General features: G+C 54.9%; 26 protein-coding genes and 1 pseudogene. 12 read left to right on the top strand and 15 right to left on the bottom strand.

Annotated elements, in window-relative coordinates; genetic code table 11:
• The first annotated feature begins 323 nt into the window (after positions 1-323).
• The 8 genes from HV318_RS09825 to citG are packed head-to-tail and all read left to right on the top strand — an operon-like array spanning position 324 to position 7647.
• On the top strand, positions 324-1685 hold the full coding sequence (locus HV318_RS09825; protein ID WP_015571852.1) for a 2-hydroxycarboxylate transporter family protein: 1362 nt from the start codon (positions 324-326) through the stop codon (positions 1683-1685).
• Between the two features lie 17 nt (positions 1686-1702).
• A complete protein-coding gene (locus HV318_RS09820) occupies positions 1703-2566 on the top strand; it encodes a fumarylacetoacetate hydrolase family protein (protein ID WP_182272605.1) in 864 nt (287 codons plus the stop codon).
• 13 nt (positions 2567-2579) lie between these two features.
• Entirely contained in the window at positions 2580-3602 is a 1023-nt protein-coding gene (citC, locus tag HV318_RS09815) for a [citrate (pro-3S)-lyase] ligase (protein WP_182272604.1), read from the top strand.
• 16 nt (positions 3603-3618) lie between these two features.
• Entirely contained in the window at positions 3619-3912 is a 294-nt protein-coding gene (gene citD, locus HV318_RS09810) for a citrate lyase acyl carrier protein (RefSeq protein ID WP_182272603.1), read from the top strand.
• Complete coding sequence (citE, locus tag HV318_RS09805) at positions 3909-4784, top strand: citrate (pro-3S)-lyase subunit beta (protein WP_182272602.1); 876 nt, start codon at positions 3909-3911, stop codon at positions 4782-4784. The genes citD and citE overlap by 4 nt, the downstream gene beginning before the upstream one ends.
• 10 nt (positions 4785-4794) lie before the next feature.
• Complete coding sequence (citF, locus tag HV318_RS09800) at positions 4795-6312, top strand: citrate lyase subunit alpha (RefSeq protein ID WP_182272601.1); 1518 nt, start codon at positions 4795-4797, stop codon at positions 6310-6312.
• A 2-nt stretch (positions 6313-6314) separates the two neighbouring features.
• Complete coding sequence (citX, locus tag HV318_RS09795) at positions 6315-6854, top strand: citrate lyase holo-[acyl-carrier protein] synthase (RefSeq protein WP_182272600.1); 540 nt, start codon at positions 6315-6317, stop codon at positions 6852-6854.
• Positions 6832-7647, top strand: a complete 816-nt coding sequence (citG, locus tag HV318_RS09790; protein ID WP_182272599.1) for a triphosphoribosyl-dephospho-CoA synthase CitG — start codon at positions 6832-6834, stop codon at positions 7645-7647. The genes citX and citG overlap by 23 nt, the downstream gene beginning before the upstream one ends.
• A gap of 75 nt (positions 7648-7722) precedes the next feature.
• On the opposite strand, the gene HV318_RS09785 is transcribed toward citG, so the two are convergent.
• The 4 genes from HV318_RS09785 to mutY all read right to left on the bottom strand — a co-directional run bounded on the left by HV318_RS09785 (position 7723) and on the right by mutY (position 12137).
• A complete protein-coding gene (locus HV318_RS09785) occupies positions 7723-8979 on the bottom strand; it encodes a nucleoside permease (protein ID WP_182272598.1) in 1257 nt (418 codons plus the stop codon).
• Between the two features lie 667 nt (positions 8980-9646).
• Positions 9647-10723, bottom strand: coding sequence for a membrane-bound lytic murein transglycosylase MltC (mltC, locus tag HV318_RS09780; RefSeq protein WP_182274572.1), 1077 nt, complete (start codon positions 10721-10723; stop codon positions 9647-9649).
• A 56-nt stretch (positions 10724-10779) separates the two neighbouring features.
• Positions 10780-11052 (bottom strand): oxidative damage protection protein, encoded by a 273-nt coding sequence (locus HV318_RS09775; protein ID WP_182272597.1) that lies wholly within the window; start codon positions 11050-11052, stop codon positions 10780-10782.
• Between the two features lie 26 nt (positions 11053-11078).
• A complete protein-coding gene (mutY, locus tag HV318_RS09770; protein WP_182272596.1) occupies positions 11079-12137 on the bottom strand; it encodes an A/G-specific adenine glycosylase in 1059 nt (352 codons plus the stop codon).
• Between the two features lie 138 nt (positions 12138-12275).
• On the opposite strand from mutY, the gene trmB reads away from it, so the two are divergent.
• Genes trmB through HV318_RS09755 form a run of 3 tightly spaced genes read left to right on the top strand, consistent with a single transcriptional unit; the run spans position 12276 to position 14094 of the window.
• A complete protein-coding gene (trmB, locus tag HV318_RS09765; protein WP_182272595.1) occupies positions 12276-12995 on the top strand; it encodes a tRNA (guanosine(46)-N7)-methyltransferase TrmB in 720 nt (239 codons plus the stop codon).
• Positions 12995-13321, top strand: coding sequence for a YggL family protein (locus HV318_RS09760; RefSeq protein ID WP_182272594.1), 327 nt, complete (start codon positions 12995-12997; stop codon positions 13319-13321). Before trmB ends, HV318_RS09760 begins: the two co-directional genes overlap by 1 nt.
• A gap of 53 nt (positions 13322-13374) precedes the next feature.
• Positions 13375-14094 (top strand): YggN family protein, encoded by a 720-nt coding sequence (locus HV318_RS09755; RefSeq protein WP_182272593.1) that lies wholly within the window; start codon positions 13375-13377, stop codon positions 14092-14094.
• A gap of 38 nt (positions 14095-14132) precedes the next feature.
• On the opposite strand, the gene HV318_RS09750 is transcribed toward HV318_RS09755, so the two are convergent.
• From HV318_RS09750 to HV318_RS09725, 6 genes are all read right to left on the bottom strand, one after another.
• Entirely contained in the window at positions 14133-14471 is a 339-nt protein-coding gene (locus HV318_RS09750; RefSeq protein WP_182272592.1) for an endonuclease domain-containing protein, read from the bottom strand.
• Between the two features lie 63 nt (positions 14472-14534).
• Positions 14535-15677 (bottom strand): radical SAM family heme chaperone HemW, encoded by a 1143-nt coding sequence (gene hemW, locus HV318_RS09745; RefSeq protein ID WP_182272591.1) that lies wholly within the window; start codon positions 15675-15677, stop codon positions 14535-14537.
• Positions 15670-16263 carry an XTP/dITP diphosphatase gene (locus HV318_RS09740; RefSeq protein WP_182272590.1) on the bottom strand — a complete coding sequence of 198 codons (594 nt, stop codon included), beginning with the start codon at positions 16261-16263 and terminating at the stop codon, positions 15670-15672. The genes hemW and HV318_RS09740 overlap by 8 nt, the downstream gene beginning before the upstream one ends.
• Before the next feature lie 4 nt (positions 16264-16267).
• Positions 16268-16564: a DUF167 family protein YggU gene (gene yggU, locus HV318_RS09735; protein WP_014885193.1), complete on the bottom strand. Its 297-nt coding sequence runs from the start codon at positions 16562-16564 to the stop codon at positions 16268-16270.
• Entirely contained in the window at positions 16561-17127 is a 567-nt protein-coding gene (locus HV318_RS09730; RefSeq protein WP_182272589.1) for a YggT family protein, read from the bottom strand. The genes yggU and HV318_RS09730 overlap by 4 nt, the downstream gene beginning before the upstream one ends.
• A 21-nt stretch (positions 17128-17148) precedes the next feature.
• Positions 17149-17850, bottom strand: a complete 702-nt coding sequence (locus HV318_RS09725) for a YggS family pyridoxal phosphate-dependent enzyme (RefSeq protein WP_182272588.1) — start codon at positions 17848-17850, stop codon at positions 17149-17151.
• 17 nt (positions 17851-17867) lie between these two features.
• Here HV318_RS09725 and HV318_RS09720 point away from each other — a divergent pair.
• A pseudogene (locus HV318_RS09720) lies at positions 17868-18849 on the top strand (PilT/PilU family type 4a pilus ATPase).
• A 55-nt stretch (positions 18850-18904) separates the two neighbouring features.
• Here HV318_RS09720 and ruvX read toward each other — a convergent pair.
• From ruvX to endA, 5 genes are all read right to left on the bottom strand, one after another.
• Positions 18905-19321 (bottom strand): Holliday junction resolvase RuvX, encoded by a 417-nt coding sequence (gene ruvX / locus HV318_RS09715; protein WP_182272587.1) that lies wholly within the window; start codon positions 19319-19321, stop codon positions 18905-18907.
• Positions 19321-19881 carry a YqgE/AlgH family protein gene (locus tag HV318_RS09710; RefSeq protein ID WP_182272586.1) on the bottom strand — a complete coding sequence of 187 codons (561 nt, stop codon included), beginning with the start codon at positions 19879-19881 and terminating at the stop codon, positions 19321-19323. The genes ruvX and HV318_RS09710 overlap by 1 nt, the downstream gene beginning before the upstream one ends.
• A gap of 82 nt (positions 19882-19963) precedes the next feature.
• A complete protein-coding gene (gene gshB, locus HV318_RS09705; protein ID WP_182272585.1) occupies positions 19964-20911 on the bottom strand; it encodes a glutathione synthase in 948 nt (315 codons plus the stop codon).
• A 31-nt stretch (positions 20912-20942) separates the two neighbouring features.
• On the bottom strand, positions 20943-21674 hold the full coding sequence (gene rsmE, locus HV318_RS09700; RefSeq protein ID WP_182272584.1) for a 16S rRNA (uracil(1498)-N(3))-methyltransferase: 732 nt from the start codon (positions 21672-21674) through the stop codon (positions 20943-20945).
• 52 nt (positions 21675-21726) lie between these two features.
• Complete coding sequence (endA, locus tag HV318_RS09695; RefSeq protein ID WP_182272583.1) at positions 21727-22434, bottom strand: deoxyribonuclease I; 708 nt, start codon at positions 22432-22434, stop codon at positions 21727-21729.
• Between the last annotated feature and the right edge of the window lie 70 nt (positions 22435-22504).

Genomic DNA, 22504 nt, shown 5'->3' with positions numbered 1-22504 from the left:
GGTATCAAGGAAGGACGCCAATATATCATCTTTTTTTGTACTGACGTCTGCTTTGCCGAAAACTTGTGATCCCTTGCACAGCACGGTCTGTAAAAGATTTATCTGAAAGGAACAGGCTCAGTTCAGAAATGTTATTTGTTTGTTCGGTTAAGAAAAGAAACCATAAAAACCACGGCAATAAATAAGGCGTAAATCACATTAAATAAAAGAAACCATTAAAACCATAGTGGCCATTAAAACTTCGCTTTTAATATGTCATTCCTCACATAAAGTAAGCCTTTGTGACTCTAAGCTGAACGCACAAAATAAATAAGGGGCTTATTATGAGCACAACTGACGATTCATTCTCTGTTACCCACGACCCGATTGATATTCAACGGCCATCACTCAAAGAGCGCTGGTGGCATATTATGGATACCTGGAAAATTGGGATTATTCCACTGCCGCTGTTCGTGCTGGCAGGCGCGCTGATTGCCATTGATTGCCTGGGCGGAAAGCTGCCGAGCGACATCGTGGTGATGGTAGCGACGCTGGCATTTTTCGGTTTTGCCTGCGGTGAATTCGGTAAACGTCTGCCGATTGTCGGCAAGCTCGGCGCGGCGGCGATTTGCGCCACCTTTATTCCCTCCGCGCTGGTCTATTATGGTCTGCTGCCGGATGTGGTGGTTGAATCCACCACCAAATTCTACAAATCCACCAACATTCTTTATCTCTACATCTGCTGCATTATTGTCGGCAGCATTATGAGTATGAACCGCACCGTGCTGATCCAGGGCTTCCTGCGCATCTTCTTCCCGATGCTGTGTGGTGAAATCGTCGGCATGATTGTCGGGATGGGCGTGGGCCTGGCGCTGGGTCTTGAACCGTTCCAGATCTTCTTCTTTATTATTCTGCCAATTATGGCCGGCGGCGTGGGCGAAGGGGCGATCCCGCTCTCCATCGGTTATGCCACATTGTTGCATATGGACCAGGGTGTGGCGCTCGGTCGCGTGTTGCCGATGGTGATGCTGGGTGGTCTGACGGCGATCATTATCTCCGGCTGTCTGAACCAGCTCGGTAAACGTTATCCGCACCTGACCGGTGAAGGCCAGCTGATGCCAAACCGCGCTAATGCCGATGCCACCGTCTCTCAACCTGCGTTTTCCGGTAAAGCGGACGTTACTACTATCGCCTCTGGCGCACTGCTGGCGGTACTGCTCTACATGCTGGGTATGCTCGGCCACAAGCTGATTGGCCTGCCTGCACCGGTTGGCATGCTGTTTATGGCGGTGCTGGTGAAGCTGTGCAACGGTGCTTCTCCGCGTCTGCTTGAAGGTTCTCAGGTGGTCTACAAATTCTTCCAGACCTCTGTGACCTACCCAATCCTCTTCGCCGTCGGCGTGGCGATCACCCCGTGGCACGAACTGGTCGCTGCATTCACCGTCAGCAACCTGCTGGTTATCGTCAGCACCGTTTCCGCACTGGTGGCAACCGGGTTCTTCGTGGGTAAAAAGATTGGTATGCACCCGATTGATGTCGCCATCGTTTCCTGCTGCCAGAGCGGCCAGGGCGGTACCGGTGACGTGGCGATCCTGACCGCAGGCAACCGCATGAGCCTGATGCCCTTCGCCCAGATAGCTACCCGTATTGGCGGCGCGATTAACGTCTCCGTCTCACTGCTGATACTGGGCAACTTCCTCGTTTAAGTTTTCAGGAAAGAACAATGAAACTCGCAAGCTTTTTATACCAGGGTAAACGCAGCTACGGCATCGTGCAGGCCGACGGCGTGATTGATTTAGGTCGCCGTCTGGGCGACCGCTACAGCGACCTGAAAGCGCTGTTGCAGGGCAACGGGCTGGTGCAGGCCACCCGTTATCTGAACGATGCAGTAGATGTGCCAATGAGCGCCATCACCTTCTTACCGGTGATTGAGCAGCCGGAAAAAATCCTCTGCGTGGGCATGAATTACGCCGACAAGCGCAAGGAGTTTGACCAGCACAACCCGGCACCGACGCTGTTTGTCCGCTTTCCGGATTCGCAGACCGGCCACAACGAACCGGTGCTTAAGCCGCGTCATTCCAGCGAGTTCGACTATGAAGGCGAGCTGGCGGTGATCATCGGCAAAGGCGGGGAGAACATCAGCCGCGACGATGCGTTGCATCACGTGGCGGGCTACAGCTGCTACATGGATGGTTCCGCCCGCGACTGGCAGCACACCTGGTTCACGGCAGGGAAAAACTGGCGTCAGACCGGGGCGTTTGGCCCGTGGATGGCGACGGCAGATGAGATCCCGGACCCGCACCAGCTGGCTATCCGCACCTGGCTGAATGGCCGCATGGTACAGGAAGACAACACCAGCAGCATGATCCACAAGGTGGCGGAGCTGATCGAATACATCAGCACCTTTACGCGCCTCAGCCCGGGGGATGTGATCATCACCGGATCCCCAGGCGGTGTGGGTAAAAAACGTAACCCGCCACTGTTTATGAAAGAGGGCGATCGTATTGAGGTGGAGATCGAGCATATCGGTCATCTGAGCAATGTGATCATGGAAGCGCCAGCCGCCGGGCTTGCGGCAGCACACTGAGTAAGGCGGCAGCATGCAATCACAACCCATTGATTTTCGTCACACCCTTGTGGCGAAACACCCGGAACGCTTAAGCCAGATCCGTTACCTGCTGGCAGACAGCGGTCTTGGCCTGGACAACGACATCACGCTGTTTGTCGAAGCCTGGGCTGGCACACAGCTGGTGGGTTGTGCCGGGCTTGCCGCCAACGTCATCAAATGTGTGGCGGTAAACGAGCAACTGCGCGGGGAAAACCTGAGCGCACGTTTGCTGGCAGAGGTGGAGAATGCGGCGCTGGAGCGCGGCCATTTTCACCTCTTCCTCTGCACCCGGCCTTGCAACAAGGTACGTTTTGGTCGCAGCGGTTTCTGGCCAATCGCCCAGAGCGGTGATAACGCGGTGTTAATGGAGAACACCCCGCAGGGAATTGAACGTTACTGCCGCTCACTCAGCACGATGCGCAAGCGTGGGGAGAAGATTGGCGCGATTGTGATGAACGCCAACCCGTTCACCCTCGGCCACCGGCATCTGGTGGAGCAGGCGGCACAACAGTGCGATGCGCTGCACCTGTTTGTGGTGCGTGAAGACGCCTCGTTCTTCCCGTTCAGCGCACGCCTGGAGATGGTGCGCGCGGGTGTGGCGCATCTGGCGAACGTGACCGTACATGAAGGATCGCAGTACATCATTTCCCGCGCCACGTTTCCGGCCTATTTCCTGAAGGAGAGCGGCAAAGTGCAGCAGGCGTGGAGTGAGATCGACGTGCTGATCTTCCGCGATTACATCGCCCCGGCGCTGGGGATCACCCATCGCTTTATCGGCTCGGAGCCATTTTGCGATATCACCCGCCAGTACAACCAGACGCTGCACGCCCTGCTTACCTCACATATTGAGGTGGTGGAAATGCCGCGCATTAAGGCCACCGGTAACGCTATTTCGGCATCGGAAGTGCGCCGTTTACTCAAGACACAGCAGTTTTCCCGGATCCGGGAGATTGTCCCGGACTCCACCTTCGCGCATCTCGAAACGCATTACCGCGCGAGTGCGGAAGTCGCATAACTATCAGGAATTTATCATGAAAATTGTAAGGGAGGCGCTGGCCGGTACGCAGGAGTCCAGCGACCTGATGGTGAAAATCGCCCCCGCTCACGACGAGCTGGAGATTGTCATCCACAGTGAAGTGATTAAGCAGTTTGGCGAGCAAATCCGCCAGGTCGTGAATGACACATTGCGCGCCATGAACGTGCACCAGGGATTAATCATTATTGAAGACAAAGGTGCGCTGGACTGTGTGATCCGCGCCCGCCTGCAAAGCGCGCTTCTGCGTGCCGCTGATGAACAGGCCATTAACTGGGGGGCGCTGAAATGAGCAAACTCCGCCGCAGTATGTTGTTCCTGCCGGGCGCGAATGCCGCCATGCTCTCAACGGCGTTTATCTACCGTCCTGACTCCATCATGTTCGACCTTGAAGATGCGGTTGCCCTGCGTGAGAAAGATACCGCGCGCATGCTGGTGTTCCACGCGCTGCAGCACCCGATGTATCAGGATATCGAAACCGTGGTGCGCATTAACCCGCTGAGCACGCCGTTTGGCTTGCTGGATCTGGAAGCTGCCGTGCGGGCCGGTGTGGATGTGATCCGTCTGCCGAAAACCGACACGCCGGATGACATCTATGAGCTGGAAGGCCATCTGGAACGCATCGAGCGTGAATGCGGACGCGAGCCAGGCTCAACCCGCGTAATGGCAGCGATTGAATCGGCGATTGGCGTGATCAACGCCGTGGCGATTGCCCGCAGCTCCCCGCGTTTAATCGGCATCGCACTGGCGGCTTTTGACTACGTAATGGACATGCAGACCGAGCGTGGTGATGGCACCGAACTGTTCTATGCCCGCTGTGCGGTGCTGCACGCCGCCCGCGCCGCAGGCATTGATGCCTTCGACGTGGTGTGGTCAGACGTTAACGATGAGGCCGGGTTCCTGCGCGAGGTCGACTTGATCCGCAAGATGGGCTTTAACGGCAAATCGCTGATTAACCCGCGCCAGATTGATCTGCTGCATAACGCCTATGCGCCAACCCAGCAGGAAGTGGATCACGCGAAACGGGTGATTGAAGCGGCAGAAGAGGGCGAACGTAACGGCCTGGGCGTCGTGTCGCTCAACGGCAAAATGGTCGACGCCCCGATTATTAACCACGCGCAGATGGTGCTGGAACGCGCGGCAGCTTCCGGCGTGCGTCGTTAAGGATTACACAATGAACCAGACAGAACTTCTCCATGTGAATTTTCCCCATCTGCGGGATTTAAAACCGTTTGATACCGCCCATAGCGCAACGCCGTGGCTGAATAGCCCTGACGAAAAACATACCCGCAAGCTGTGCGAGTCCGTTGAAGAGGCCGTGTTACGTAGCGGCCTGCAGGACGGGATGACCATTTCGTTTCACCATGCGTTTCGCGAAGGCGACCGGGTGATCAATAACGTTGTGGCGCTGTTGGCGAAGATGGGTTTCAAAAACCTGACGCTGGCCTCCAGCTCACTGATGACCTGCAACGACGCGCTGATCGAACATATTGAGAGCGGCGTTATCACCCGGATTTACACCTCGGGCATGCGCGGCAGGCTGGCGGATGCCATCTCTCACGGGCTGATGGACGAGCCAGTGCAAATTCACTCCCACGGTGGGCGCGTTAAGCTGTTGCAGGACGGTGAGCTGAATATCGACGTGGCGTTTCTCGGTGTACCGTGCAGTGACGAGTTTGGCAATGCCAACGGCACGCACGGCAAATCAAGCTGCGGCTCGCTGGGCTACGCGATGGTGGATGCTCACTTTGCCCGTAAGGTGGTGCTGCTGACCGAAGCGCTGGTGCCGTTCCCGAATATGCCTGCCAGCCTGGTGCAGGATCAGGTGGATTACATCGTGCAGGTGGAAAGCGTCGGCGATCCGGCGAAAATCAGCGTTGGCGCGGCACGCGTGACCAGTAACCCGCGTGAGCTGATGATTGCCCGCTATGCGGCAGACGTGATTGAACACTCAGGTTATTTCAAACCTGGCTTCTCTATGCAGACCGGCTCCGGTGCAGCGTCCACCGCCTGTACCCGCTTTATGGAAGAGAAGATGGAGCGCAGCGGCGTGAAGGCGCGATTTGCGCTTGGGGGGATCACCGGCAGTCTGGTGGATCTGCACGAAAAAGGGCTGATCGAAAAACTGCTCGATACCCAGTGCTTTGACGGCCAGGCGGCAGCCTCACTGGCGCGTAACCCGAACCATGTGGAGATCTCTACTAACGTCTACGCCAACCCTGGCAGCAAGGCGGCATGCTGCGACCAGCTCGATGTGGTGATCCTCAGCGCCCTGGAAATCGACGTCGATTTCAATGTCAACGTCATCACTGGATCTGATGGCGTGATGCGCGGTGCATCCGGCGGTCACTGTGATGTGGCAGCGGCTGCCAATCTGACCATTGTGGTTGCGCCGCTGTTGCGTAGCCGCATTCCCACGGTGGTGAAACGCGTGACCACACGCCTGACGCCGGGGGAGAGCATCGATGTGCTGGTGACCGATCACGGCATCGCGGTCAACCCGGCACGTCCGGAGATCCGCGAGCGCCTGCTTGCTGCGGGCCTCCGCATTGTGGATATCTACGCGCTCTTTGAGCGTGCAATTTCACTGACTGGTGTACCAAAACCCATTGAATTTACCGACAAAATCGTTGGTGTTATCCGCTACCGTGACGGCAGCGTGATAGACACCGTGCGACAGGTGAAGGAGTAACGATGACTATAGCGACACCCGTGCGGGCGGGTGTCAGCCTGGATGAACTGCTGGCGGCGAAAGAGCGCCGCGCAGCGCGCCAGACTGACTGGCTTACGCACTATCAACAACCAGTGATTTCTCTCACCCTGGTGACGCCAGGGGAAATTAAGGACAGCCTGCGCTATCGCAACACGATGGGCGTGGCATTACAGATGTGCGATCAACTGCTGTGGGAAAACCGCTGGCAGGTGCTGGACAGGCAGGTGCTGTGGCTGCCCACCGGGCCAGAAGCGTTGTGGTGTGTAGCGCATCAGGCTGCGGAAATGAAAGCGCACTGTGCGGCGCTGGAGCAGACGCATCCGCTTGGCCGGTTGTGGGATCTGGACGTGATCTGCTCTGAAAATGGTCATGTGGGGCGTCAGTCTCTGGGTTCGCATCTGCGTCGCTGCCTGATTTGTGACGAACCTGCTCACGCCTGTTCCCGCTCGCGAAATCATCCCGTTGAGCAGGTGGTGGCCCGGGTGGAGAAGATGATTGATGACTGGTTTGCTCGCGACTAAACCGCGTCCGGCGGATGTCCCCGGGCTTGCCGAAGAGGCGTTATGGCATGAACTGGAACTGACGCCAAAACCGGGGCTGGTGGATAAGCTTAACAACGGCGCGCATCGCGATATGGATCACACCCTGTTTGTTCGCAGCATCAGGGCGGTTACACCGTGGTTTTCCCGCTTTGCCGAGCTGGGGTCAGAACATGCGGGTAAACCGGTGGCTGAGCAACTGCGCCTCATCCGCCCAATGGGCATTGCCTGCGAGCAGGCAATGTATGCCGCGACGAACGGGGTGAACACCCATAAAGGGGGGATTTTTGCCCTCGGTTTGCTCTGTTTCGCCTCCGGGCGTGTGAACAATGTGTCCGCAGATAGCCTCTGTTGTGAAGTAAGTAACATCTGTCGTGGGATGGTGGCGCGTGAACTGGCCGGGCGCAGCGGGCAGGCAACCGCGGGCGAGCGGCAGTATCAGCAGTATGGTTTAACCGGCGCGCGCGGCGAGGCAGAAAGTGGTTTTAGCACCGTGCGTAAGGTGCTGGAGCAGTGGAGTGGACATTCGCTTCACGGTCTGCTGTTACGCCTGATGGCGGTGAATCAGGACAGCAATCTGGTGTCGCGCGGCGGTATGGAAGGGCTGCGTTACGTACAGGGGTATGCGCGGGAAATGTTGGCCAGCGGTTGGGATCGTGATGCGTTACTTAAGATGGATACCGCGTTGACTGAACGTAACTTAAGCCCCGGAGGCAGTGCGGATTTATTGTCGGTAGGATGGGTCATTTCGAAATGTAGGCCGGGTAAGCGTTAGCGCTACCCGGCACAACAACATCCGCTTATGTCGGCCCGGTAAGCGCAGCGCTACCGGGCGAAAAGGCATCAGGGATTAATGCGCGATTGGCTGTGTACCATGCGTTTCGCGAACGTGCTTGTACTTGAACAGCGCGATGAACGCGAAGAACAGTACCAGCGAGTAAGCGGCGAAGATGAGCCACACGGGATGCCAGTTGGTGATGCCGTTGGTGGTGTATATCTCGACCACTTTACCGCTCACTACGCCGCCCAGAATACAGCCGAAGCCGTTGGTCATCATCAGGAACATACCCTGCGCACTGGCGCGGATTTCAGGCTTCACTTCTTTTTCCACAAACACCGAACCGGAGATGTTGAAGAAGTCGAAGGCGCAGCCGTAAACAATCATCGACAGAACCAGCAGCACGGTGCCGAACGCGCTTGGATCACCGTAGGCGAACAAGCCGAAGCGCAGCATCCACGCCGCGATACTGATCAGCATGACGTTCTTGATGCCGTAGCGGCTCAGGAAGAACGGGATGGTCAGGATGAACAGTGTCTCAGAGATCTGAGAGATGGACATCATCACCGACGCGTGCTCAACGATAAAGCTACCGGAGAACAGTGGGTTGTTATCGAAGCTGTGCAGGAAGGTGTTGCCGAACATGTTAGTGATCTGCAGCTCTGCACCCAGCAGCATGGAGAAGATGAAGAAGATCGCCATGCGTTTGTTTTTAAACAGCGCGAACGCATCCAGGCCGAGCATGGTGCTCCAGCTCTGGTTTTTTTGCTGGTTAGAAACAGGAATATGCGGCAGCGTCAGGGTGAACAGCGCCAGTACGACAGAGAGTGTCGCCCCGATGTAAAGCTGCATATGGCTCAGTTCGAAGCCTGCGAAGCTCACGCCCCACATGGCCATGATAAAGCCGATGGTGCCCCAGATACGGATTGGCGGGAAGTCGGTGATGATCTCCATACCGGCTGATTTCAGGCGGTAGTAAGAGATGGTGTTGACCAGACCAAGCGTTGGCATATAGGCCAGCGAGTTAAACAGGATCACCATAAACATCGCCCCAGGCGTGGTCACCTGGGCCGCCATAAACAGCGTCCCCGCCCCCACCAGATGGCAAAGCATGTACAGCCATTTTGCGCTGAGCCATTTATCCGCCACGATACCCAGCAGCGTTGGCATAAAGACAGCCGCAATACCGAGCGAGCTGTATACGGCACCAATAGACGCACCATCGAACTTGAGCGTCACAAACATATAGGAACCGAGAGTAGTCAGCCAGCTACCCCACAGGCAGAACTGCAGAAACGACAATATTTTAAGCTGCAGCTTAAGGTTCATGTTACTTTCCTCACAAGTGAGCGGGAGATATGTTGTTATAGGAACATTCAGGGTTGTTATTTGATGCAATTCTATCAGCAGACGATGTTATGTTTTGTTACCTCCCGCAAAAAAATGCAATCCACATTAATTTGCAGTTTAGATTGTGATGCAAATAACATTTTCGTATGGGAAGGGTCTGTGAGGTCTACTCCCCTAACCTTCTCCTTTGGGGCTGAGGGTTCCCCAGTAATTTTGTTCTTCTTAAGCAATTAAACTATTTCATTGAAATATAAGACTTATAGCGACTCCATGGTCCGGCTGAAAATCGCCGAAGCGTTTCCGTAAGGCCGGGGCGAGGCGCAGGGATGCGCCGAGAGGGCATTGCCTGCAGGGATGCAGGCTAATGCCCGACCCGAAGCCTGAAGGAATAAGCTGAGGGTACCGCGCAGCGGCGATTTTCCTGCCGGGAGCCCGGGTTGCCAGGGCGGTGGCGGTGAACCGCCCTGGCACGTTCACCTGTATTGTCGTTACAGAGTAGCAATCAACATAAAGTGAACGGAATAACCACTACTGCTTTATGTTCCCCCTCACCCCAGCCCTCTCCCTCAAGGGAGAGGGGGTATTCTGTGCCAACCTGTAATTTGTGGGGATCCCTCAACCTTTGGGGAGAAGGGTGGGGCAGGGGCTAACGACGGCGATACCCTTTCTGTGCCGTATTTACCTTGTAAAGATAACGACGGGATTCTGCAGATGGGTGGCGGGTCGTCAGGGTTGAGTACACATCCCCTGGTGCCATGCTGTTGATGATACTGGCTGCCTGCACTTTGTCATTTGAGAAGACGCGCAGCACGCTGCCAGCCCCACCGTTGTACGCAGTGATAACGGCATAGCGGCGCGACGTTGGGTTATCAATTCCGCTCAGATAGACGTTATTCAGCATCGCCAGATACGCAGTGCCGGTATCAATATTACTCTGCGGGTCGAACAGATAGTTTCGGCTCGGCGTACCGGATTTACCCTGCGCGCGGAACACGTCTTTCCCGGCGCTGTGCTGGACAACCTGCATCAGCCCCAGCGCGTCAGAACGGCTCACCGCGTAAGGGTTAAAGGAGGATTCGGTCTGCATAATCGCCAGGATCAGTGACTCATCTACGCCATATTTACGCGAAGCCTGACGCACCATACCCACGTACTTATGCGCACGTTTGTCGAGGTGGTTTGGCACCAGGTTGATGGTGACGCTGTAGATAATGCGCAACCCGTTGCTGCGGCTCTTCAACCGGGTTTGCAGCAGGTAGTCGGCAAATTTAGTGGCGCGACCTTCCCAGCGGATCGCCTGGCCGGTCTGATCGACCACCTGACCGTACAGGAACGGCTCTTTGGAGATAGTGATGTCGTCGGCATCGGAATAGAGATCAATAGAACCCGGATCGTCACCCATCAGCAGGGTTTTCACGATCGCCTGACGTAAGCGTGCAGCAGGTTCGGTACCTGCGATGGTTTCAACGGTGATCGTACCGTCATCAAAGTTGATGTGGCTACGGGTCTGATAGGCGTCGGTGTACTTAACGTAGTCCTTAGGGCCAGCAATAAGAACTTCGTTAAATCCCCAAATATTTTCGATGTTATGGGCAAACTGCCCCATCAAAATGTCAAAACCGTTGGTGTCCTTGACCCAGGCTTCGTTGTACTCATCGCCTTTTTTTGAAGAACAAGACACAAGCAGCGGTGCAACAAGCGCGAGCGCTAAAAATTTTTTCATCATTCCGGGAGTGCGTGTTGTGTTTGCTTTAACGGCGGAGTTGCCCCCGCACGCTGTTATTTTTCCGGTGGCGTATAGCCTTCGATGTGTACGTCTTTGCCTTCGAACAGGAAATTCACCATCTCCTGCTCCAGCAGTTTGCGGTGTTCCGGGTTCATCATGCTGAGTTTTTTCTCGTTAATCAGCATGGTTTGCTTGTGCTGCCACTGCGCCCAGGCTTCTTTGGAGATCTCGTTATAGATACGCTTACCCAGGTCACCTGGGTAGAGCTGGAAGTCCTGGCCTTCAGCATCGCGCTGCAGGTAATTACAAAAAATAGTTCTGGCCATACTCATTCCTCTTTTTCAGGCCGATGCTAAACCATTGCACCGGCACGTAATTGCTGTAACAGGCGCTCCACTGGAGCTGCCAGCCCGACTGATGGCGGTTGCGCTAAGTTATACCAGAGAGCGGTTCCTTCATCCATGCAGGAGGTGAATGAGGACACGGGAAGCCACATTGGCACAATATCCAGATGGAAATGGCTGAAAGTATGACGAAACGCCGTCTGTTGCGTAAGGTTATCGGCAGCAATTCCGCGCTGTTTAAGCCATTCCCGAAGCGTGGTTTCATCTTCAAACTGTGGGAAGCAGTATAGCCCACCCCACAGACCGCTTGGTGGGCGCTGAGCCAGGAAAACCTCATCGCCGTGCTGCATCAGCAGCATATATCCGGTGCGCTCTGGCAGCGTCTGCTTCGGCTTTTTGCCTGGGTACTGCGTCCACGAGTGGTTGGCATACGCCACGCAGAGATTATTCACCGGGCAAAGTTCGCATTTCGGTTTTGAGCGCGTACACACCATCGCACCGAGATCCATCATTGCCTGATTAAAACGATCAACACCTTTGGCGGGCGTAACGTCTTCACTGATTTCCCACAGGCGCTTTTCAACCTCTTTTTTCCCGGGCCAGCCGTCAACTGCATAGCAACGGGCAAGCACGCGCTTCACGTTGCCGTCGAGGATCGGATAATGCTTGCCTAACGACAGAGAGAGGATAGCGCCTGCGGTTGAGCGCCCGACGCCGGGTAAATCCGCCACTTCGTCGAAGGTTTCCGGGAATGTGCCGTTGTGGCGGGTGGCAACGTGCTGTGCCGCTTTGTGCAGATTACGCGCGCGGGCGTAATAACCCAGGCCCGTCCACAGGTGTAATACTTCGTCCAGCGGTGCATTAGCCAGATCGGTCACCGTCGGGAAGCGCGCCATAAAACGCTCAAAGTAAGGAATGACCGTGGCAACCTGTGTTTGTTGCAACATCACTTCAGAGAGCCATACTTTGTAAGGCGTTTTTTCAATTTGCCAGGGCAGGGTTTTACGCCCGTATTTGTCGTACCAGTCCAGCACCTGGGCTGAAAATTGAGAGGCTTGCATGGTCATCGATTCGTATAATCAGGGACGCAGATTGCAGCACAGCGTCAATCTGCTGTAAACCGGATCTTTCCCATGCTTGCATAGAAGCCTTAACTTTGGATAATGCCCGTTTCCCGAACATTCTCACAAGCAGACAACTCTTTTATGAAAAACGACGTCATTTCACCGGAATTTGATGAAAACGGTCGCCCGCTGCGCCGTATTCGCAGCTTCGTCCGCCGTCAGGGCCGCCTGACAAAAGGGCAGCAACACGCGCTGGATAACTACTGGCCGGTGATGGGCGTTGAGTTTACTGAACAGCCTGTTGACTTCACCGAGCTGTTTGGCCGCGATGCGCCTGTTACGCTGGAGATCGGCTTTGGTATGGGGTCGTCACTGGTCACGATGGCGAAAGCCCGCCCGGAACAAAATTTTCTCGGCATTGAAGTACACTCACCAGGCGTAGGTGCCTGCCTGGCAACGGCCCATGAAGAGGGCGTTGAGAACCTGCGCGTGATGTGTCACGACGCGGTAGAAGTGCTGCACAAAATGATTCCTGACAATTCTTTGAACATGGTTCAGCTCTTTTTCCCTGACCCGTGGCATAAAGCACGTCATAATAAACGCCGTATCGTTCAGGCTCCATTTGCAGAGTTGCTGAAAAGTAAGTTAAAACTGGGCGGTGTCTTCCACATGGCGACCGACTGGGAACCTTATGCGGAACATATGCTGGAAGTGATGTCGTCTCTGGATGGTTATAAAAACCAGTCTGCAAGCAACGACTATGTACCGCGTCCGGATTCACGTCCGTTAACGAAATTTGAACAGCGTGGTCATCGTCTTGGCCACGGTGTATGGGACTTAATGTTCGAGAGGGTGAAATAATGGCAAAGAATCGTAGCCGTCGTCTGCGTAAAAAAATGCATATTGAAGAATTCCAGGAAGTGGGTTTCTCCGTTGCATGGCGTTTTCCGGAAGGTACCAGTGTAGAACAGATCGACCAGGAGGTTGATGCGTTCATCAACGACGTTATCGAGCCAAACAAACTGGCCTTTGACGGCAGTGGATATCTGGCGTGGGAAGGTCTGATCTGCACGCAGGAAGTCGGTAAATGCACCGAAGAACATCAGGCTCTTGTGCGCAAATGGCTTGAAGACCACAAACTGGAAGATGTCCGCATCAGCGAACTTTTTGATGTTTGGTGGGACTAATAAAGAAGTCATGGGCCAGCATTAGCTGGCCCATTTTGTCTGAGGGAATGTTTATGATGCGCAAAACGTTGCTGGCTGTTGCACTAATGGCAACCGGATTCACCGCCCATGCGGACTATCAATGTAGTGTCACCCCGCGTGACGATGTGGTGTTAAACCCGCAAACTGTGCAGGTCAAAGGCGAGAATGGCAATCTGGTGATTACGCCAGAAGGTAACGTCACGTTTAACGGTAAACCGCAAAACCTGACTGCCGCGCAGCGTGAACAAGCGAAGGATTACCAGGCCGATTTGCGTGCCTCGCTGCCGTGGATTGATGAAGGTGCGCTAACCCGCGTCGAGAAGGGGCGTGTGGCGCTGGACAAGATCATCACCAAAGAGGTGGGTGAGAGCAGCAATATGCGTACCCGCCTGACTAAGCTGGATAAACAGCTGAAAGAGCAGATGAACCGTATTATTGAGCATCGCACCGACGGCCTGACGTTCCATTACAAGGCTATCGATCAGGTGCGGGCCGACGGCCAACAGCTGGTGAACCAGGCGATGGGCGGCATCCTGCAGGACAGCATCAACGAGATGGGGGCTAAAGCCGTGCTGAAAGGCGGCGGTAACCCACTGCAGGGGATATTAGGTAGCCTGGGCGGGCTGCAGACCTCGATTCAGAGCGAGTGGAAGAATCAGGAAGATGATTTCCAGCAGTTCGGTAAAGACGTGTGTAAACGCGTGGTGACGCTGGAAGACAGCCGTAAGGCACTGGTGGGGACGCTTAAGTAAGATCTCCGCTCGCTGGGGCCCTCTCCCGTGGGAGAGGGTTAGGGTGAGGGCATCAGGCATCGCAGTCGTTGCAAAATAGCCATCAGCACGTTCTCTTCATTGGTCCTGAATTCATTATTCCAGAACCGCATAACTTCCCAGCCATTCACTTTCAGAAATTCAGAACGATGGGAATCATAGGCCTGTTTGTCCTGATGTTGTCCACCGTCCAGCTCAATGATTAGTTTCGCCTTAAAACAGGCAAAATCCACGATATACGCCCCAACTGGCATCTGGCGGCGAAACTTATATCCAAAGAAGCGGCGACCTCTGAGCAAATACCACAGACGTAATTCTTCGGGTGTCATTTCTTTGCGGAGTTGTTTTGATTTGTCCATCCCCACACTCTGCCAGCCTTTCCCTCAGCCGGCAGAACGGGATGCAAAATCCTGAAGCCGCCTTCAGAGATCTTCGGCGAGGAACAGCTCAAGAAGGGAGTTTAAGAACAGTTTGCCGTGCTCGGTGATCTGCCAGTATTCATCACACTCGGTGAGATATCCCTTCGCCAGCGCGTCGTCAATCTGTGGGCGAATCACTGACTCCGGCAGCCCGGTATACCGCGAGAACTCCGCACGCGGTGCGGCTTCAAGCAAACGAAAACGGTTCATAAAGAACTCAAACGGCTTATCCACCTCCTCGACATCATGCTGACGTTCAAGGTAGCGGCCTTCCATGTACCCACGCGGGTGGCGAGTTCTGGCGGTGCGCAGAATGCGCCCGTCCGGGAACGTTACTTTGCCGTGTGCGCCGCAGCCAATTCCCAGATAATCACCAAAGCGCCAGTAGTTCAGGTTGTGCTGACACTGGTACCCCGGCTTTGCATAGGCGGACGTTTCGTACTGCAGATAGCCTGCGGCGGTCAACAGCTGGTGACCTTGCTCAAAAATATCCCACAGCGCGTCGTCGTCCGGCAGTACCGGAGGGCGAGAACCAAACAGCGTGTTAGGCTCAATGGTCAGTTGGTACCAGGAGAGATGCGGCGGGTTTAGCTCAATCGCCTGGCGCAGGTCGTCCAGCGCCTCTTCCAGTGACTGATCCGGCAGGCCGTGCATCAAATCGAGGTTAAAGCTACGCAGGCCAAGCCCCGTAGCCAGGTTCGCTGCGCGCTTTGCCTCTTCCGGGCCGTGAATACGGCCCAGACGTTTTAACTTCGGCTCGCTAAAGCTTTGCACGCCGATGGAGATACGGTTCACCCCCGCACGCTGATACTCGACGAAACGGTCAGCCTCAACGGTGCCAGGGTTGGCTTCCATTGTAATTTCTGCATCTGCTGCAAGAGTAAGGCGCGCCCGCACGCCATCCAGCAGCGTTTGCATCGCCGGGCCTGAGAGCAGGCTCGGCGTACCGCCACCAATAAAAATGGTCTTAACTTCACGTCCCTGTGCGTAAGGTACATCAACATCCAGGTCGGCCAGCAGATGCGCAACGTAATCATCGTGCGGCACTTCACCTTTCAGCGCGTGCGAGTTGAAATCGCAGTACGGGCATTTCTGCACGCACCACGGGATGTGAATATAAAGACTCAGAGGTGGCAAATTAGCCATTACGTAATGCTTCCAGTAACAGTTTCAGCGCACGTCCACGGTGGGAAATCGCGCTTTTCTCTTCGCGGGTGAGTTCCGCAGCAGTTTTGCCCTCAGACGGGACAAAGAAAATAGGGTCGTAGCCAAAGCCGCCGTTGCCTGCTGCCTCACGGGCAATCACACCCGGCCAGCTACCGTGGCAGACGACTGGCGTTGGGTCTTCTGCATGACGCAGATAGACCAGCACGCAGTGGAACTGTGCGGTGCGCTGGTCGTCGGGGGCATCTTCCAACGCGACAAGCAGCTTTTCCAGATTCTGCTGGTCGGTGGCGTCTACGCCGGAATAGCGTGCGGAGTAGATCCCCGGCGCACCACCAAGAAAATCCACGGCCAGGCCGGAGTCATCGGCTATCGCGGGCAGACCCGTGATCTGCGCGGCATGGCGCGCTTTCAGGATCGCGTTTTCGATAAACGTCAGCCCTGTCTCTTCGGCGGGATCCACGCCAAGATCGGTCTGGGCAACCACATCCAGCCCAAAATCATTTAATAACGAGGCCAGCTCGCGCACTTTACCGGCGTTACCGGTCGCGAGAACAACTTTCTGCATGGGTTTAGTCCTGTTCTGTCAGAGCCGCGACTTCCGTCGGGATGGATTGCGGGTTGAGGATTTTTACCTGTTTATGCCGCCCAAGTTCACCTTTTTCAATGATGACCTGGCTTTTGGCGACGCGAAACTGTTTTGCCAGATATTTGGTCAGATGTGCATTCGCCTGGCCATCAACCGGTGGGGCAGTGATGGCGACTTTTAATTCGTCGCCATGCAATCCAACAATACTGTCGCGGCTGGCTTTCGGCTGAATATACAGCCGTAAAACCAGCCCGTCGGCGCAGGTGCTTACTGCACTCATAACGCCATCCACAGCCCCGGCAGTAACATATCGCCAGTGGACTGTAACAGCTCAGCGATCCCCATATTGACGACGTACAACAGCAGTACGAGGATCATCGGCGAGAAGTCGATACCGCCCATTGACGGGAGCAGGCTACGAATCGGGCGCAGCAGTGGTTCAGCTAACTGGATCAGCGCGTATTCCACCGGGCTACGACCCTGGCTAACCCAGCTCATCAGCGCCATGACCAGCAGCACCCAGAAAATCAGCGACCCGACGGTTTTAACCAGAATCAGGACGGCGGCGATCCAGATAATCGGCTGGAAGGTGATGACCATAAACAGCACGATCGCTTTGATAACGCTCAGAATAAATGCCACCAACAGAGACGAGCTATCAACAGGACCCATTGCCGGAATAATGCGACGCAGTGGTCCTACAACAGGTTGCGTGATTTTCACGACAAACTGTGAGAACGGATTGTAAAAATCACAACGAGCCCACTGCATCCAGACGCGCAGCAAAAGCGCCATCGTATACAGCTCAAGGACCGTTGAGAGCAGGAATGTCAACGTCTTCATGGCGTTCCTCAGGTTTCCTTATTATTTGGTGTAGTCGCGCGCACCGAAAATTGCCGTGCCGATGCGCACCATCGTGCTGCCTGCCGCGATTGCGGCTTCCATATCATCCGACATGCCCAGAGACAGTGTGTCTACCGTCGCATAGCGCGCTTTAAGCGCCTCAAATGCTACAGCCATTTGCTGTGCCACGGCAAACTGCCTTTCATAACTTGACTCAGGTGCCGGAATTGCCATTAAACCACGCAGGGTTAAACGTGGCAGCGCCGCCACGTCTGCCGCCAGCGCATCCAGTTCGCTCAGCGCAATACCGGATTTGCTGTTTTCGTCACTGATGTTGACCTGAATCAGCACGTTTAGAGCAGGTAATTCCGCTGGACGCTGTTCGTTCAGCCGTGTGGCAATACGCAGACGGTCAATGGTATGGCACCAGTCGAAGTGCTCTGCTACCAGACGGCTTTTGTTCGACTGCAATGGGCCAATAAAGTGCCATTGCAGACCGGTATTTCCCTGCTCCTGGAAGTGGCGAATTTTATCCACGCCTTCCTGCACGTAGTTTTCACCAAACGCACGATGGCCAGCGGCAATGGCTTCTGCGATGGCGCTCGCAGGCTTAGTTTTGCTGACTGCAAGTAACGTAATTTCTTCTGAAGCACGGCCGCAACGTGTTGCAGCGGCTGAGATTTTGTCCCGGACCTGTGCCAGGTTATGCGCAATGTCGTTCATTTTCCGAGGAGAGTTGTATGGTATTGGAAGAAATCGTGGCCCTTAGTGTAAAGCATAATGTCTCCGATCTACACCTGTGCAGTGATTCGCCACCGCGCTGGCGCAGGTTAGGTTACCTTGAACCCGCACCATTTTCTTCTCCTGACGTTGAAGCCTTATTAAAAACCTGGCTTAGCGATGAGCTGCAGGGGGTGTGGTGGGCGAACGGACAGGTGGATTTTGCCGTCACGCTTGCGGGAAATCAGCGTCTGCGCGGGAGCGCATTTACCCACATGAAAGGTATCTCGCTAACGCTGCGGTTGCTGCCGCTTGCCTGTCCACAACTTGCCTCACTGGGCGCGCCGAGAGCGATCCCGGAACTGTTGTCCAATGACAATGGGTTGATTCTGGTGACGGGCGCGACCGGAAGCGGAAAATCTACCACCCTCGCAGCGATGGTGGATTTTCTCAATCATCATACTGACGGGCACATTCTGACACTCGAAGATCCGGTGGAGCTTATTTACCAAAGCGAGCGCTGTCTGATCCATCAACGGGAGATAGGTAAGCACAGTCCGTCATTTGCCGAAGCACTACGCAGTGCATTACGTGAAGATCCGGATGTGATCCTGTTGGGTGAATTGCGTGACAGCGAAACGATCCGTCTGGCGCTGACGGCTGCAGAGACCGGGCATCTGGTGCTGGCAACGCTGCATACGCGTGGTGCATCGCAGGCCATCGAGCGGCGTGGATACCTTCCCGGCCCGGGAGAAAGAGCCAGTACGCAATCAGCTGGCAGGCAGCCTGCGGGCTGTACTGGCACAAAAACTCCGTCAGGATGCGCAGGGCGGGCGTGTGGCACTTTATGAGCTGCTGGTGAACACATCGGCGGCGGCAAATCTCATCCGCGAAGGGAAAACGTGGCAATTGCCCGGCATCATTCAAACCGGTCAACAGGCAGGTATGCAGAATTTTGAGCAGAGCCTGGCCGAGCGGCGGGCGCAGGGGCGGTTGTTATGACGCCGAAGTCGGGTAGCCGCCAATGGGCTACCGTCCGGTATCCGTCTGAAGAGGGTCAGTAACCCTGTTCGAAATAGCTTTCGAGGATAATAACGGCGGAGGCCGAGTCAATGCTGCCTTTATTAAGCGCCCTGAAACCACCGTGTTCAAACAGGCCTGCGCGTGCTTCTACAGTGCTCAGTCGTTCGTCGTGCAGTTTAACTGACACGCCAAAGCGGCCGTGGATTTTATTGGCAAACTTTCGCGCACGGGCGGTGAGCGGCTGTTCGGTGCCATCCATATTCAGCGGTAATCCAACGATTACGTCGTCCGGCTGCCACTCTTTGAGCAGGCGCTCTATCAGCGTCCAGTCTGGTGTGCCGTCGTTGGCTTTTAGTGCCGTGAGTGGGCGGGCGGTGCCGGTGATGCGTTGACCAACGGCGACGCCGATACTCTTCGTGCCAAAATCAAAGGCAAGCAGTGTTCCGCTCATTATGCGTGCCCCGCTACGCCAGGCATGGTCAGAATATCAATGCCAATCAGTTTCGCTGCCTCGCGCCAGCGTTCGGCGATAGGCGTTTTAAACAGGATGTTCATATCGGCAGGGGCCGTGAGCCAGGCATTATCCAGGATCTCTTGTTCGAGCTGGCCTTTTTCCCATGAGGAATAGCCCAGGGCAACCAGCACTTCAGAAGGCTGATTCGCGGTGCCCAGTGTTTCGAGTACGTCGCGAGACGTCGTGATAACGGTGTTATCAGAGATACGAATACTGGAAGAGAACGCCGGAGGCGTATGCAGGATAAAACCACGATCCTCTGCGAGTGGCCCGCCCAGCATCACCGGTTTATCAAGACGGATTTCCGGTAAACGCTCTTCAGCTTCGATTTTCAGCTTTTCCAGAATCCCTTCAACCTGCAGGTTTTCCAGAGGCTTGTTGATGATAATACCCATCGCGCCGTCTTCATTGTATTCACAGATATAAACTACGGAGCGACGGAAAATGGGATCCTGGAGAGCAGGCATGGCAATAAGAAAGTGATGCTGTAAATTCATTGTCAGAGGTTCTGTTTCCTGGTTTAAAAAGCGACAGCGTCCAGTATGCGTAGAAACGATAACGCTGTCACTCATTGGGAAGTTAATTCTGTAAACGTTTTTCGATGGCGTCCATCAGCATTCCGGTGATCGAGACCGGGAACTCCGCTTCGATTTCACGAATACAGGTTGGACTGGTGACGTTCACTTCAGTCAGACGATCGCCGATGATATCCAGGCCGACAAAGATCAAGCCTTTGGCTTTCAGGGTAGGGCCCACGCGGCGGGCAATTTCCCAGTCGCTTTCGGTTAATGGACGCGGTTCGCCACGGCCACCGGCCGCCAGGTTACCACGGGTTTCGCCACCCTGAGGGATACGCGCCAGACAATAAGGTACCGGCTCGCCATCCACGACCAGAACGCGTTTGTCACCGTCTTTAATGGCTGGCAGATAGTTTTGTGCCATGCAATAACGTGTACCCAGCCCGGTCAGCGTTTCGGCAATCACCCCGATGTTCGGATCGCTCTCTTTCACGCGGAAAATCGACGCGCCGCCCATACCGTCCAGCGGTTTCATAATGATATCGCCGTGCTTCTGCCAGAATGCTTTCAGCTGTGCCTTGTTGCGAGTCACCAGCGTTTCAGGCGTCAGGTCAGAGAACCATGCGGTGTAGAGCTTCTCGTTACAGTCGCGCAGGCTTTGCGGTTTGTTAACGATCAACGTTCCTTTCTCTTCTGCACGTTCAAGGATATAGGTGCAGTAGATGTATTCGGTGTCGAACGGCGGATCTTTACGCATCAGGACAACATTGAGGTCGGCAAGCGCGATATCCTGCTCGGTACCAAATTCATACCATTTGTCGTAGTTCTGCTCGACGTTAACGATGCGAGTGCGTGCGCGGGCTTCACCGTTGATCAGGTAGAGATCGTTCATCTCCATATAGTGAAGTTCATAGCCGCGACGCTGCGCTTCCAGCAGCATAGCGAAGCTGGAATCTTTCTTGATGTTAATGTTTGCGATGGGATCCATCACGATGCCGAGCTTGATCATGTTCTTCTCCGTTAATGGGTCAGGCTTTGCTTCAACCCAGATCGCCAAACCGTACCTGTAGCGCGGTAATGGCGGTGAGTGCCGTTGTCTCAGTGCGCAGAACGCGAGGTCCCAACAGAATATCAGTAAACGCATAACGTGCCGTCATGGCAATTTCGTCAGCTGACAGACCACCTTCCGGGCCAATCAGCAGGCGTACACGTTCAACGGGCAACGGTAGCGTATTGATGCTGGCACTGGCGCGCGGGTGAAGATTGAGCTTCAGCCCGGGTTCCTCTTCAGCACACCAGTCCTCCAGATCCATCGCCGGGCGGATCTCCGGAATACGGTTGCGGCCGCTCTGCTCACAGGCCGCAATGGCAATTTTCTGCCACTGCTGGATCTTTTTGTTCAGACGTTCCGCATCCAGTTTAACGCCACAACGTTCAGAAAAAAGTGGCGTAATGAGGCTTACACCCAGTTCAATGGATTTCTGAATCGTGAATTCCATCTTCTCACCGCGCGACATCACCTGGCCCAGATGAATGTGAAGGGGGGATTCACGATCATCGACTTCGCCACGCAGTATGTTCACGTGCACGCTTTTTTTATCGGCACGCGTAATTTCAGCGTCGAAAACCTGATTGGAGCCATCAAACAGCTGAATCGCCTGGCCTGCACCCATACGCAGAACGCGGCCTACATGGTTAGCGGCTTCATCAGACAGGGCGATTTCGCGGCCTGCGGTAATCAGTTCAGGGTGGTAGATGCGAGGAATGCGCATAGTCAGAAATTCCGTGTGTAATACGATGTAAGCGAATTGCCGCTAGTGTAGGTTAGCTCTTTTGCGCCTGGCAAGCCCGCTGGACATAAGGGTTATGATTCCCCTGTACTTTGGCGATGCGTTCGTCGCGTTGGCATTCCCACTCCGTCACCGGATACTGCTTGTCCCAGGCATTAAATAGCTGCGTTTGCTGGCGGGAAATAGTGAGCTCGTAACGGTCGCGCATATAGAAATAGGTGCGGGCAATGCTGCCCCGTGCGCGGGCTGGCGGTTCGGCGACTTTCTCTTTGAAATCCACCTTCATGGTACACTGACCATACTGTCCTTCGCCCCCGTTCCACTGGCTGTACATAAAATTGCCGCGATCGCCATTTACTTCGCCAACCGCCGGTTGCAGGTTGTGCATATCGCTTTCCATCTGGCGGTATACTGGATCTTTGGCACAGTTTTTACGGCCACCGTCCTGCCAGCACTGACGCTGGTGACCAAACTGCCATGCCGGAACCACGTGTTCCCATTCGATTCGGCTGGCGCGGTTCTCATTTTTGCGAACTTTATAACCGCAGGACTCGAGATCAACGACCCCTTTTTTGCCCTGCCAGTTAATTTTACAGCCGCAGTAGAAATCGCCCGGCACGTCAGCGTTAACCTTAACGCCTGCGGTTTTGGCCTGAGAGAAACTGTTGATACCGTCGGCCAGAGCATGGCCGGAGAATGCCGTCGTCAGAAAGGCGACCGCGAAAGAGAAATTACGGGACATCTTACACTCCGTGTCAAAACGAGCCCGCAACGTAACGAATGTTGTTCCCGTATGCAATCAGTCTGGTCAG

It is taken from the genome of Enterobacter sp. RHBSTW-00901 (assembly GCF_014103115.1).
GTDB classification, from domain to species: Bacteria; Pseudomonadota; Gammaproteobacteria; order Enterobacterales; family Enterobacteriaceae; genus Enterobacter; species Enterobacter cloacae_P.
The sequence above is the reverse complement of the archived record's forward strand: the minus strand, read 5'-3'. Positions and strand labels throughout refer to the sequence as shown.